We start from the raw sequence: 13,406 nt of genomic DNA, 5'->3' as shown, positions 1-13,406 counted from the left end.
CGGAATACGAGGGTGTCGGCCGAGACACGCTAATGTAGGCAGCGATTACCTGTGATGACCTGCATGAGGTAGTGGCGGACAGTGCGGTAGCCACACACATGCCAGATGGGATGGAGGGCCCTCATGGAGCTGCTCCTGCTGACCTCCGACCCCAACCCCGAGTCGGTGTTGCCGTCGCTGGCGTTGCTGCCGCACCACGTGCGACCCGCGCCGACCGAGGTGGCATCGCTGCTCGAGGCGGGTTCCGCCGATGTGGCGCTGGTCGATGCCCGCACCGATCTGGCCGCCGCGCGGGGACTGTGCCGTTTGCTGGGCAGCACCGGATCGTCGGTGCCGGTGGTGGCCGTGCTGACCGAGGGCGGTCTGGTCGCGGTGAACGCGGACTGGGGACTCGACGACATCCTGCTGCCCGGCACCGGGCCCGCTGAACTCGACGCCCGGCTGCGCCTGCTGGTGGCCCGCAACGGCGGGGTCGCCAGCCCGGAGAACACCGGCAAGATCACCCTCGGCGAGCTGGTGATCGACGAGGGCACCTACACCGCCCGGCTGCGCGGCCGACCGCTCGACCTGACCTACAAGGAGTTCGAACTCCTCAAGTACCTGGCGCAGCACGCCGGCCGGGTGTTCACCCGTGCCCAGCTGCTGCAGGAGGTCTGGGGCTACGACTTCTTCGGCGGCACCCGCACCGTGGACGTGCACGTGCGACGCCTGCGCGCCAAGCTGGGCAGTGAATACGAGTCGCTGATCGGTACGGTCCGCAATGTCGGCTACAAGGCGGTGCGTCCCGCGCGCACGGCCGGTAAGGGCGACGCGGTCGCCTTCCCCGACTCCGACGGCACCGACGACTCCGAATTGACCACGGCGAACGGCGCGCTCTGATGACCTCCTGGACCGACCGCCTGCCCGCCGAGACCGCCGCGCAGGTGCGCGCGGTCCTGGAGCGCGCCACCGCCGCCGACGGTGTGGCACCGGTATCCGAACAAGCGGTGCTCTCGCTCGGAAATGATTCGCCCGCACGACATCTGGTGGACATCCGCGATGGCGTGGTCGCCGGGTACGCGAATCTGGTTCCGGCCCATGACGAGCATCCGGCCATGGCGGAGGTCGCCGTGGATCCGGCGGCCCGCGGGAACGGGATCGGCGCAGGTCTGGTGGCCGCCGCACTGGCCGCGGGCGGGCCGGGTGCGCGGGTCTGGGCGCACGGTGACCTGCCGCCCGCGCGGGTGGTGGCGGCCCGGTTGGGCTTGTCCGTTTCGCGTGAATTGTGGCAAATGCGAAGAGAATTGGCTAATTCGGAGCTACCGGAATTGACGGTGCCCGACGGACTCGAACTGCGCACCTACACAGGGCCTTCCGACGATGCCGAACTGCTGCGTGTGAACAGCGCGGCCTTCTCCTGGCATCCCGAACAGGGCGGCTGGACCGAGCGCGATATCGACGCCCGCCGCGCCGAATCCTGGTTCGATCCCAAGGGCCTGTTCATCGCCGTGGATCCGGCGCGGCCGGACCGCGTTCTCGGATTCCACTGGACCAAGGTGCATTCCGACGAGTCCCCGCCGATCGGTGAGGTCTACGTGGTCGGCATCGACCCCGATGCGCAGGGGCGCGGTCTCGGCCGGCTGCTGACCCTGGCGGGTCTGCACTATCTGCGGGACCGCGGTCTCGGCGCGGTGCTGCTCTACACCGAGGGTGACAACACCGCGGCCGTTCACACCTACACCCGGCTCGGTTTCAGTCGATTCCACATCGACGTCGCCTACTCGAGCGGGTCCTGAAAACCCTTCGGCAACAGTGCGGCTAATGTCACATCCGGTGTGCCGCAAAGAGGGTGGGTTGTTCATCTCTCGTTCACCTGCGCTGGTCCAACTGTCAACCAGGCGCCCTTACGTTGCAAGTGGGCCGCAGACCGCTGCCCGGTGCGCTAGTTCGCAGCGAACAGCCGCCAGATCGCGCCCGTCCGACCGTTGAGGGGTTGGACGTGCAATCGTGATTCCCGGAGGAATAGGTGAATCTCAAGCGCAGCAGCGCCCTGCTCGGTGTGTTGGCCGCGGCCGGTGCCCTGACTCTGTCCGCGTGTGGCAGTGACAACAACAGCACCACCAGCGGCGCCGCCAAGATCGACGTCGCGTGTGGCGGCAAGTCGTCGCTGAAGGCCAGCGGCTCGACCGCCCAGAAGAACGCGATGGACCGCTTCGTCGCCGCCTACCAGGCGAACTGCAGCGGCGCCAAGCTGGACTACACCGGCTCGGGCTCCGGCGCCGGCGTGAACGAATTCATCGGCAACCAGACCGATTTCGCCGGTTCGGACTCGCCGCTGGACAGCGCCAAGGGTGAGACCGACAAGGCCGCCGGCCGCTGCGGCAGCCCGGCCTGGAACCTGCCGGCCGTCTTCGGCCCGATCGCCGTCGCCTACAACATCCCCGGCCTGGACGACCTGGTCCTGGACCCGCCGACCCTCGCCAAGATCTTCTCCGGTGACATCACCACCTGGAACGACCCGCAGATCAAGGCCCTGAACACCAACAAGGCCGACAAGCTGCCGTCGGACAAGATCGGCGTGATCTTCCGCTCCGACGAGTCGGGCACCACCGACAACTTCCAGAAGTACCTGACCGCCGCCGGTGGCTACACCAAGGGCGCGGGCAAGGCGTTCAACGGTGGCGTCGGTGAGGGCGCCAAGGGTTCGGACGGCACCTCGGGCGCGGTCGCGAACACCAAGTTCACCATCACCTACACCGAGTGGTCCTTCGCCAAGGCGCAAAAGCTGTCCACCGTGCGCGTGCTGACCACCGCCACCTCCAACGACCCGAAGCCGGTCGAGCTGACCGCCGAGTCCGCGGGCAAGGCCGTCGACGCCGCCAAGGTCAAGGGTGAGGGCAACGACCTGGTGCTGGACAACAGCTCGATCTACAAGCCCACCACCGCGGGCGCGTACCCGATCATGCTGGCCACCTACGAGATCGTCTGCTCGAAGTACAGCGACGCCGACACCGCCAAGGCCGTCAAGGCGTTCCTGACCTCGGCGGTCGGCAACGGCCAGACCGGTCTCGCCGACGCCGGCTACGTGCCGCTGCCGGACGCGTTCAAGACCAAGCTGACGACCGCGATCAACGCCATTCAGTGATCGCCTGATCGAAAAACCACGATGACCGTGCACGATGAAGCTGCATCCTCGGGTCTGTCCGTTTCGACCGACCCGAGGGATGACCGTGCCCAACTGCCGGGGGATACTGCGCTGATGCCGACCGAACCCAGCACCAAACCGGCCGCGGGGCGCGGCGCACCCACGAAGTTCGGCGCGGAGTTCGCGTTCCGCTCGGCGGCCACGGCCGCCGGCGGGATCATCGTCGCCGCCATCGCCCTGATCGCACTGTTCCTGCTGATCCGGGCGTGGCCTTCGATCATGGCGAACAAGGCGAATTTCTTCACCACCACCGAGTTCAACGTCAAGGACGAGAACAACCTGCGCTTCGGCATCAAGGACCTGTTCATGGTCACGGTGCTGAGCTCGGTGTTCGCGCTGGCGATCGCCGTGCCGATCGGTGTGGGCATCGCGCTGTTCCTGACGCAGTATTCGCCGAAGGCGCTCGCACGGCCGTTCTCGATCATCGTGGATCTGCTGGCGGCCGTGCCGTCGATCGTGTTCGGTCTCTGGGGTCTCCTGGTCGTGGCTCCCAAGCTGGGGCCCTTCCAGGACTTCCTGAACAGGAATCTGAACTGGTTGTTCCTGTTCTCCGACGGCAACGTCAGCATCGCCGGCGGCGGCACCATCTTCACCGCCGGTGTGGTGCTGGCGGTGATGATCCTGCCGATCATCACCTCCGTCAGCCGTGAGGTCTTCGGCCTCACCCCGCGCTCGCAGATCGAGGCGGCGCAGGCGCTGGGCGCCACCAAGTGGGAAGTGGTGCGCCTGACCGTGCTGCCGTTCGGCCGCTCGGGCGTGATCGCCGGTTCCATGCTCGGCCTGGGCCGCGCGCTCGGTGAGACCATCGCGGTCCTGATCGTGCTGCGCACCTCGACCAAGGCCGGCCACTGGTCGCTGTTCGACGGCGGCTACACCTTCGCCTCCAAGATCGCCTCGGCCGCTTCGGAATTCAGCTCGAAGCTGCCGACCGGCGCCTACATCGCCGCCGGTTTCGTGTTGTTCGCTCTGACGTTCGTCGTCAACGCACTGGCTCGGCTGGCGGCCGGCGGGAAGGTCAACGGATGACCACCACACTCGACAAGCCGATCAAGGCGCCGACCTTCCGGCATGTCAGCGTCGCCCGCCGGCTCAAGAACAATGTCGCCACCGGCCTGGTCTGGCTGTGCTTCGGCCTGGCCCTGGTGCCGCTGCTCTGGGTGCTGTACGTGGTGATCCAGAAGGGCGCGAAGGCCGTCGCCAATATCGACTGGTGGACCAAGTCGCAGAACGGTGTGCTGCCCGATCAGCACGCCGGCGGTGTCTACCACGCCATCTACGGCACCATCGTGCAGTCGGGCATCGCCGCGATCATCGCGGTGCCGCTCGGCATCATGGCCGCCGTCTTCCTGGTCGAGTACGGCCGGGGCTGGCTGGCCAAGACCACCACCTTCATGGTGGACATCCTGGCCGGTGTGCCCTCGATCGTGGCCGCGCTGTTCATCTTCGCGCTGTGGATCGCCACCTTCGGCAACCCGCAGAGCGCCTTCGCGGTGTCGCTGGCCCTGGTGCTGCTCATGCTGCCGGTGGTGGTGCGCAGCACCGAGGAGATGCTCAAGCTGGTTCCGGACGAATTGCGGGAAGCCTCTTACGCCCTCGGCATTCCGAAGTGGAAAACCATTGTGCGGATCGTGATTCCGACCGCCGCGCCGGGCATGATCTCGGGCATGCTGCTGGCCGTCGCCCGTGTCATGGGTGAGACCGCGCCGGTGCTGGTGCTGGTGGGTTACTCGAAGGCCATCAACTTCGATGTCTTCAACGGCAATATGGCCTCGCTTCCGCTGCTGATGTACCAGGAGCTGTCGAATCCGGAGCCCGCCGGCCGCGAGCGCATCTGGGGTGCGGCGCTGACCCTGATCCTGATCATCGCGCTGCTGTACCTCGCCGCCGCGGCGGTCAACAAGCTGCTGACGCGGAACCGATAGAAGGAAAGACTGATGGCCAAGCGAATTGACGTCAAAGACCTCAATATCTACTACGGCAAGTTCCATGCGGTCGCCAATGTCGGGCTGACGGTGCTGCCGCGCAGCGTGACCGCGTTCATCGGTCCGTCCGGTTGTGGCAAGTCGACCGTGCTGCGCGCGCTCAACCGCATGCACGAGGTGACCCCGGAGGCCCGTGTCGAGGGCGCGGTGCTGCTCGACGGCGAGGACATCTACGGCGCCCAGGTCGATCCGGTCGGCGTGCGCCGCACCATCGGCATGGTGTTCCAGCGGCCGAACCCGTTCCCCACCATGTCGATTCGCGACAATGTGGTGGCGGGCTTGAAGCTGCAGGGCATTCGCAACAAGTCCCAGCTGGACGAGGTGGCCGAGCAGTCGCTGCGCGGCGCCAACCTCTGGAACGAGGTCAAGGACCGCCTCGACAAGCCGGGCGGCGGCCTCTCCGGTGGTCAGCAGCAGCGTCTGTGCATCGCCCGCGCCATCGCGGTGTCGCCGGACGTGCTGCTCATGGACGAGCCGTGTTCGGCGCTGGACCCCATCTCCACGCTCGCGATCGAGGATCTGATCACCGAGCTGAAGAAGGAGTTCACCATCGTCATCGTCACCCACAACATGCAGCAGGCCGCGCGTGTGAGTGACCAGACCGCATTCTTCAATCTGGAGGCGCAGGGCAAGCCCGGCAAGCTCATCGAGATCGACGAGACGGAGAAGATCTTCTCCAACCCGTCGCAGAAGCAGACCGAGGACTACATCTCGGGTCGCTTCGGCTAAAGAACAGACTCGCCCGCCTCTCCGTGCCTTCAGCGCACGGCTGAGAGCCGTGGGCGGTCGTGTATGCGTGCCGCCGGTTGGTCGCCGAACCAATTTCGGGGGTACCCGGGGAGTTACCCCGGTCGGCATGAAATCAGTTGCCACGAACGATTCGGCGTCAGGAAGCGGTCCGGCTCTTGCAGGCTGGGCCGCTTCTTCCTTTGTCGTGGCTCAGGCCGGAACGTGTCGTAGGTCATATCTTCCGAGCATGCCATTGTGTGCAACTGACGGTAACAGTTAACCTGCCCTCGTTGGTAAACCGATTGGTTTAGTAAGGAGGTGTCGGATGACCGTCTCAACGGCGAGCCCGGGATCCGGACAGGCCGCGGCGGAACTGCCGCAGCGGGCCAAGGTGGCGGCCCTGATCGCCATCTGTCTCGCGGAATTGCTGGTGGTCCTGGACAACACGCTGGTCAATGTGGCCCTGCCGTCCATGGCCGTACAGCTGCAGGCCGACATGAGCGGCCTGCAATGGATCGTGGACGCGTTCACCCTGGCCTTCTCCGGCCTGCTGCTCGCCATGGGACACCTCGGCGACCGGTTCGGGCGACGGCTGTTCATGATCATCGGACTCAGCGGCGTCGCGGTCATGTCCGCGGCCGGCGCACTCTCCTCCGGCCTCGGACAGGTCATCGCCGCGCGCGCCGGCATGGGCGTGTTCGCGGCCGTGGTCTTCCCGGCCACGCTGGCGCTCATCACCAATATCTTCACCGCGGCCCGCGAACGCGCCGCCGCCATCGCGCTGTGGACGGCCATGGCCGGCATCGCCGTCGCCATCGGCCCGACCGTCGGTGGCTGGCTGCTCGAGTACTTCTCCTGGCACTCGGTGTTCTGGATCAATGTCCCCGTGGCGCTGGTGGGCATCGGGGCGGTGCTGGCCACCGTGCCGGAATCCCGTGCCGACCAGGTGGATCGGCTCGACCGGATCGGCATCCTGCTGTCCCTGGCCGGGGTGACCGCGCTGGTGTGGTCCATCATCGAGGCCCCCAAGCATGGCTGGTTCGCGACCGAAAGCCTTGCGGGCTATCTGCTTTCGATCGCCCTGCTGGCCGCGTTCGTGGGCTGGGAGCTGCGGGTGCCCACGCCGGTGCTGAACATGCGGCTGTTCCGCAATCGCCGCTTCGCGCTGCCGTCGCTGGCCATCACGGTGTCCTACTTCTCGGCGTTCGGCTTCCTGTTCCTGATCACCCAGTACTTCCAGGGCGTGAAGGAGCTCTCGCCGCTCGAATTCGGCATCCACTCACTGCCTTTCGCGGTGGCGGTGGGCTTCGGCGCACCCATCGCGACCATGCTGGCGCAGCGGGTGGGCACCACGGCCATGCTGGTGTCCGGGCTGCTGATCCTGGCGGTGGCCATGTACATCGCGGGCCGGACCACCGTCGAAACCCCTTATCTGGGACCGGTTGTGGTGTCCATGATCCTGATGGGCCTGGGCTTCGCGGTGGTGCAGGGGCCGGCGACCGAATCCATCATGGGCGCGGTGCCGATCGAGGAGGCGGGGGCGGGCTCGGCGGTCAACGACACCACACGTGAGGTGGGCGGCGCGCTCGGGGTGGCCCTGCTGGGCTCGATCATGACCTCGGTCTACGCCGGGAAGATCGGCGGCCGGATCGACGCGATTCCCGCGCAGATCATGAACGCGCAGCAGAAGGAACTGGCGGGCAATACGCCCATCAGCATCATCGGGATCGTGAAGGCGCCGGTGAATCCGCTACTGGCGCAGGCGAAGTCGGAGCTGATTCATGCCATGAAGGTCGCGGCCATGCAGGGCGCCGAGGCCGCGTCCTATGTCGCGGTCGGCACCCTGGTGGTGTGCGCGGTCATCGTGGCCGCGACGCTCCCGTGGCGCCCCGAACGAGGTCGATCGATCCTGATGGGCTGGCGCGAGTCCGGCGAGGACTGACCCGCACCGAAAGGAGGGAGTTCCGGGGTCGCCCCGGAACTCCCTCCTTCCTCGTCCTAGATGCTTTCCTTCTCGGAGTCCGGGTCGGGCGGCAGCACGCCGGTGACCAGGAACACCACGCGACGCCCGATCTCGACGGCGTGGTCGGCGAAGCGCTCGTAGTAGCGGCCCAGCAGGGCCACGTCCACGGCCGCCGCCACGCCGAACTGCCAGTCGCGGTCCATGATCAGCGTGAACAGGTGCTTGCGCAGGTCGTCCATCGCCTCGTCGTCGTCGGTGAGCTTGGCGGCCCGCTCGGGATCGCGGGACTCCAGCACCTCCTTGGCGGTGGCGCCCATCTTGACCGCGACCCGGCCCATCTCGGCGAAGTAGCTGTTGACGGCCTCCGGCACAGCGTGCGCCGGGAAGCGACGCCGGGTCATCTTGGCCACGTGCAGCGCCAGCACGCCCATCCGGTTCACATCGGAGACGATCTGGATCGCGCTGACCACCTGCCGCAGATCACCGGCGACGGGGGCCTGCAGGGCCAGCAGCGCGAAGGCCTTCTCCTCGGCCAGCTGGATCATCTCGGCGATGCGGTCGTATTCGGTGATCACCTGCTCCGCGAGCTCGAGATCGGCGGTGAGCAGGGACTGGGTGGCCCGCTCCATCGCCGATCCGGCGAGCCCGGCCATGCCGCCGAGCAGATCGGCGAGCTCGGCCATTTGTTCGTTGTAGATGACACGCATGATTCAAGACATTAGTGCCGACCGCTGACCAAGTCACCAACTGCGGGTTAACCGTCGGTGCCGGTCGGTTCCAGCGTCGATGCCGCAGTTCCGGCCAGTGGGACGCGCGGTCACTTACAGAGGTCGTCGGCGGCGTTGACGTGCTCGAGATCGGACGGAAGTGTGACCGGAGCCGCACTGGGTCCGCCGGAATCGCTCGGCGTGTCGGGCAGCGGCTGCCCGAAGGCGGTGGGCGCCTTCACGGTGCCGGTGAAATCGGAGCCGGCGACCACTTCGACAATGCTGCCCAGCCCGCCCGCCGGTTCCAGGATGGCGCCCGGAATGGCACTGGCCACCGTCCCGGCCTCGGCCTCGTGGCCGCTGGAATAGCGGACCTTGGTCCTGGGCGAGGTGCCGTCGGCGTAGTTGCCGGTGCTGTAGATCTGGAAGCCCTGCGCGGCCAGCTTGGTCGCCGTGGTGCTCGCGATGCCCGCCTGGCCGGAGCCGTTGGACACCTGCACCGAAAAGGTGCTCGGATCCACCGCAGCCAGCTTGGGCTTGGCCACGGGCGCGGTGCTGGCGCTGGGCGGCGGGTCGGTCTTCTTCTCGCCGGGCAGCGGCTGGTCGTCGATGATGGCGCGGAAGATGGCCTTGATATCCGATTCGCGCGGGATCTCGTTGCCGTAGGAGGTGGTGCCCGCGGTGGGGACGGTCAGGAAGGTGATGGCCCCGGCCTGCATCTTCTGCATCGAACGGCCCAGTGTCAGCAGGTCTTTGGTGCTGACGTTGTCCATGAAGGAGTGCTTGGCGAAGGCATCGATGAAGCCGTTGAGCTTGCCCGGATCGAAGAGCACCTTGCTCGACAGCGCACTGCGCAGCAGCGAGGACAGGAACCGCTGCTGCCGGTTGATGCGGTCGTAGTCGCTGCGCTCCTCGCCGTACACGTGCCGGGCGCGCACGTAGTCCAGTGCGGTGGAGCCGTTCACGACCTGCTTGCCCGGCGTGGTGAGCACGGTGCCGAGGATCTCGTCGACCAGCGGCTTGGTGGTGCACACCTCGACGCCGCCGACCACGTTGACCATGGATTCGAAGCCGGAGAAGTCGATGCCGACGAAGTGGTTGATCTTCAGGCCGGACAGTTTGGTGATCACCTTGGTCAGGCACTTGGGCCCGCCGAGGGCGTAGGTGGCGTTGAGCTTGTCGCCGTCGGCTGCGGGGAACTTCTCGCTGCTGTAGGCGGCCTTGTCGTTGTCCCAGCCCTCGCAGACCGGGCGGGAGACGTCCAGGTCGCGAGGGAAGGAGACGGCGACCACGCGGGACCGGTTGGCGGGGATATTGACCAGCATGACGGTGTCGGAGCGCGCGCCCTCGGCGTCGTCCACGCTGCCCGCGCCGAGGCTGCCGTTGGCGCCCGCGCGGGTGTCGGTGCCGACGATGAGGAAGTTCTCGTCACCGGTCTGGCCGTCGGCGTCGACGACGTCGGGTGAGTTGTCGTCGAGTGCGGAAACCTGCTGGAAATTGCTGTCCTTGGCGCGCAGGTAGCTCCAGCCGGTGCCGGTCACGATGAGCGCGATGACGGCGACGAGGGCGAGCGTGGCGCGGCCGGCCAGCCGCAGCCGCCGGTTGCGGCGGCGGCGCGTGCTCGAAACCCATTTGGCCGGTGCGGGTCCCACGGCCGCCGGGAGCGCGGTGGTCGGATAGTCGGCGGGCGACTTGACCTTTCGCGCGAGCAGCGCCCGGGTGCGGGCGGCCGCGCCGGGTGCGGCCGGTGGCGGTGCGGTCTCGGCGACCGGGGGCAGTTCCACGGTGACCGGATCCGCGGTCGGGTCGGCCGGGCGCGCGCCGCGATTGCCCGGTGCGCTCGCGACCCGGCGTAGGTGGCTGGTGTCGCGCACAGTGCGCTGGGACCCGGTGTTCGCCGCGGGCTGCGCGCCGGTCGAGGCCGCCGGCTGCGATCCGGTGGCGGGCACGGGAGCCGGTGGGGCTGCCGGTTGCGGCGGCACGGGTGCCGAGCCGTTCGGCCCGGGGGTTTCGCTGCTCGCCTCGACTTCGGGTTCGTTCGGAGTCTCCGGTTCGGCGCGGCGCCGGCGGGTCTGGCGTTCGCTGTCCACGCGCTCGACCAGGTCCTGGACCGAAATGGGTGCGGCGGCAGCGGGTTCGGCGTCGTCGGTGTGCCGCGAGCGGCGGCCGGTGCGCGCCGGATCGTCCCCGTCCGCGTGGTAGCGCTCCCAGGGGGCGCGACCGCCGGGTCGTGGCGTACGCCCGTACCGATCGTCACCCACCAACGAACCTCACTTTGCTTCTGATGCCGAGGGCCATGATAACGATTTCGCCACGACGGACCACTCGAACGTATGTCCACCGCAGGTGAGGGCGGTTTTTCTGCTTTGTCGGGTATGTCGCACGCCCGGTTGGGCACGCTTCGCAAAGTGTGCCAGGGCGTCGCCACAACGCCCGGGAGCTGCGCCGGGCGGTGATCGGATCGAACTCGAAACGGGGAGCGATCAGCCGCCGCTGTCGACGACTCAGCCGCCGCAGTAGATGACTCAGCCGCCGCTGTGCATGACGTCGGCGGCGGTGGGCACGGTCGCGTCCTCAGGGTCGTCGAGCCAGCCGTCGGGGAGGGCCACCTTGGTCTGCGGGGAACCCTGGCGCCCGCGCGGGCCGAGCGCGTCGGCCGGGAACGGCACGTCCGGCTCCAGCTGCCCGGCCAGATCCGCGATCTGCGCCAGGCTGGTCACGGTGGCGAACTGCCGGCGCAGCGCCGATCCCACCGGGAAGCCCATCAGGTACCAGGCCATGTGCTTGCGGATATCACGCATGGCCTTGTCCTCGCCGTCGTGCTCGACGAGCAGCGCGGCGTGCCGGTAGAGGATCTCGCCGACCTTGCCGAGGGTCGGGCCCTCCGGAATCGGCTCGCCGCGCAGGGCGGCGCTCAGCTCCGCGAACAGCCAGGGCCGGCCCAGGCAGCCGCGGCCCACGACCACGCCGTCGCAGCCGGTCTCGGCCATCATGCGCAGGGCGTCGTCGGCGGTGAAGATATCGCCGTTGCCCAGCACCGGGATGCTGGTCACGGTCTCCTTGAGCCGGGCGATGGCGGACCAGTCCGCCTGCCCGGAGTACAGCTGCGCGGCCGTGCGGGCGTGCAGCGAAACCGCCGCGGCGCCTTCGGCTTCGGCGATCCGGCCGGTGTCGAGGTAGGTGTGGTGCTCGTCGTCGATGCCGATGCGGAACTTGAAGGTGACCGGCACATCGCCTGCGGCCGCGACCATTTCGCGCACGATCTCGCGGAACAGCCGCCGCTTGTAGGGCAGCGCCGACCCGCCGCCGAGGCGGGTGACCTTGCGCACCGGGCAGCCCAGGTTCATGTCGATGTGGTCGGCCCAGCCCTCGCCGACGACGATGCGCACCGCCTCGCCGAGGGTCTTGGGGTCGACGCCGTAGAGCTGCATGGACCGCGGCGACTCGTCCGGCCCGAAGGCCATCATGTTCAGCGTCTTCTCGTTGCGCTCCACGATGGCGCGGGCGGTGATCATCTCGCACACGTACAGCGAAGTGGCGCTGCCGAATTCGCGGCACAGGGTGCGGAAGGCGACATTGGTGATGCCAGCCATCGGGGCCAGCACGACCGGCGGATCGAGCGGGTAGGGCCCGATCCGCAGCTCGGTCTTGGGGGCTTCGAGCGAGGCAGTCACGTCGTCCAGTCTCTCATCCGCGCGCTCGCGGCCAGAGCCGCGTACCGCCCGCAGTGCCCCCGGTCACACGGGTCACCACATGCGCAGGCCGCGGCGGCGCACCACGGCGACCGCGAGCACCGTGCCAGGCCGGCCACACCGCGAGCCCGACCCCGAGGTGGATCGCACTGCGCAGATCGCCCGGCATCGAGCGGCCCAGGTGATAGCCGAGGATGGCGCGCTGCTCGCCGTCGATCGGCGCGACGAAGTAGTAGAGCCCGTACGGCAGGACCAGGTGCGTCAGCCAGCATCGGTTCAGTCCAACGAGTCGGCAAAGTCGCCTATCCGGGCGGCCACGGCGCCGGGCAGCCGTCGTGGCAGATGGTGGCCACCCCCACTGATCAGATCGATTCGGGCACAGGGCAACTGCTCGCACAGTGCGTGGGAGGTGGAGATCGGCACGACCTTATCGGCGGGGTCGGCGAGGATCAAGGCCGGCACGCGGATGTCCGCGAGCCGCGCCGTCCACCGGTCCAGCGTGTCGAACATTTCCCGCTGTTCGGTCAGGAAACTGCGCCACACCGGACCGTGCCGGTGGTGCACGCCGGCGAGCAGCGCGAGCGCGGTCCCGGTGGCGGTCCCGGCCGGGCTGTGGTCGAGGCCCTTGCGCGCCAGCCACGGCAGCACCGACCACGCGGTCAGTGCCAGTGCGGTGCCGGCGTACGGTGCGGCGAGCAGTTCGTCCCAGGCGGTCAGGCAACCCGGCCCCACGCTGGAGACCAGTACCAGTCCGCGTACCCGGTGCGGCGCGATCGTCGCGGCCGCCAGCGCGACGGCCCCGCCGTACGAATGTCCGGCCAGGACGGCACGGTCGATGCCCTCGTGATCGAGCCGCTCGAGCAGCCAGCGGGCATTGTCCTCGATGGATCCCGCCGGTTCCGGATTGTCACCGTATCCGGGACGGTCCAAGGCCAGGGCGGTGAGCGATCCGGGCAGCCGGGCGGTCACCGCGTCCCAGTCGGACCGATCGCCCGGTTGCCCGTGCAGCAGCACCACATTCGCCGTGCGGACCCGGGTGTCGAGGCTCATGCAGTCATGATCGGGCCTGCGGGCCTGGATCGGCTGCGGAATCCCGGTGAGCTTGCTGTGAGTCGCGCGCGGGGCGCGAAACGGCCCCTCCGGATCGAA

General features: G+C 68.1%; 11 protein-coding genes. 7 read left to right on the top strand and 4 right to left on the bottom strand.

Annotated features, from left to right (window positions below):
• The first annotated feature begins 123 nt into the window (after positions 1-123).
• The 7 genes from AB0L60_RS02585 (at position 124) to AB0L60_RS02555 (ending at position 7,837) form a co-directional block, all read left to right on the top strand.
• On the top strand, positions 124-879 hold the full coding sequence (locus tag AB0L60_RS02585) for a response regulator transcription factor (RefSeq protein ID WP_364606027.1): 756 nt from the start codon (positions 124-126) through the stop codon (positions 877-879).
• Positions 879-1,775, top strand: a complete 897-nt coding sequence (gene mshD, locus AB0L60_RS02580) for a mycothiol synthase (protein ID WP_364606024.1) — start codon at positions 879-881, stop codon at positions 1,773-1,775. The genes AB0L60_RS02585 and mshD overlap by 1 nt, the downstream gene beginning before the upstream one ends.
• Before the next feature lie 230 nt (positions 1,776-2,005).
• Positions 2,006-3,124: a phosphate ABC transporter substrate-binding protein PstS gene (gene pstS, locus AB0L60_RS02575; protein ID WP_364606021.1), complete on the top strand. Its 1,119-nt coding sequence runs from the start codon at positions 2,006-2,008 to the stop codon at positions 3,122-3,124.
• Positions 3,125-3,238: 114 nt separating this feature from the next.
• The gene (gene pstC / locus AB0L60_RS02570) at positions 3,239-4,210 is read left to right on the top strand and encodes a phosphate ABC transporter permease subunit PstC (protein ID WP_364606018.1); all 972 of its coding nucleotides are present in this window, start codon (positions 3,239-3,241) and stop codon (positions 4,208-4,210) included.
• A complete protein-coding gene (pstA, locus tag AB0L60_RS02565; RefSeq protein ID WP_354830962.1) occupies positions 4,207-5,106 on the top strand; it encodes a phosphate ABC transporter permease PstA in 900 nt (299 codons plus the stop codon). Before pstC ends, pstA begins: the two co-directional genes overlap by 4 nt.
• Before the next feature lie 12 nt (positions 5,107-5,118).
• The gene (pstB, locus tag AB0L60_RS02560) at positions 5,119-5,895 is read left to right on the top strand and encodes a phosphate ABC transporter ATP-binding protein PstB (RefSeq protein ID WP_040854892.1); all 777 of its coding nucleotides are present in this window, start codon (positions 5,119-5,121) and stop codon (positions 5,893-5,895) included.
• Between the two features lie 325 nt (positions 5,896-6,220).
• Positions 6,221-7,837, top strand: a complete 1,617-nt coding sequence (locus AB0L60_RS02555) for an MFS transporter (RefSeq protein WP_364606013.1) — start codon at positions 6,221-6,223, stop codon at positions 7,835-7,837.
• Between the two features lie 56 nt (positions 7,838-7,893).
• Here the strand turns inward: AB0L60_RS02555 and phoU are convergent, their stop codons facing one another.
• The 4 genes from phoU to AB0L60_RS02535 form a co-directional block, all read right to left on the bottom strand.
• On the bottom strand, positions 7,894-8,565 hold the full coding sequence (gene phoU / locus AB0L60_RS02550) for a phosphate signaling complex protein PhoU (RefSeq protein WP_364606010.1): 672 nt from the start codon (positions 8,563-8,565) through the stop codon (positions 7,894-7,896).
• 110 nt (positions 8,566-8,675) lie between these two features.
• On the bottom strand, positions 8,676-10,826 hold the full coding sequence (locus AB0L60_RS02545; protein WP_364606007.1) for an LCP family protein: 2,151 nt from the start codon (positions 10,824-10,826) through the stop codon (positions 8,676-8,678).
• Between the two features lie 264 nt (positions 10,827-11,090).
• Complete coding sequence (gene dusB, locus AB0L60_RS02540) at positions 11,091-12,239, bottom strand: tRNA dihydrouridine synthase DusB (protein ID WP_364606004.1); 1,149 nt, start codon at positions 12,237-12,239, stop codon at positions 11,091-11,093.
• Positions 12,240-12,533: 294 nt separating this feature from the next.
• Positions 12,534-13,307, bottom strand: a complete 774-nt coding sequence (locus AB0L60_RS02535) for an alpha/beta hydrolase (protein ID WP_364606001.1) — start codon at positions 13,305-13,307, stop codon at positions 12,534-12,536.
• Positions 13,308-13,406 lie beyond the last annotated feature (99 nt).

Source organism: Nocardia sp. NPDC051981, from assembly GCF_040680715.1.
Classification (GTDB): Bacteria; Actinomycetota; Actinomycetes; order Mycobacteriales; family Mycobacteriaceae; genus Nocardia.
This window is presented reverse-complemented; position numbering and strand designations above follow the sequence as displayed.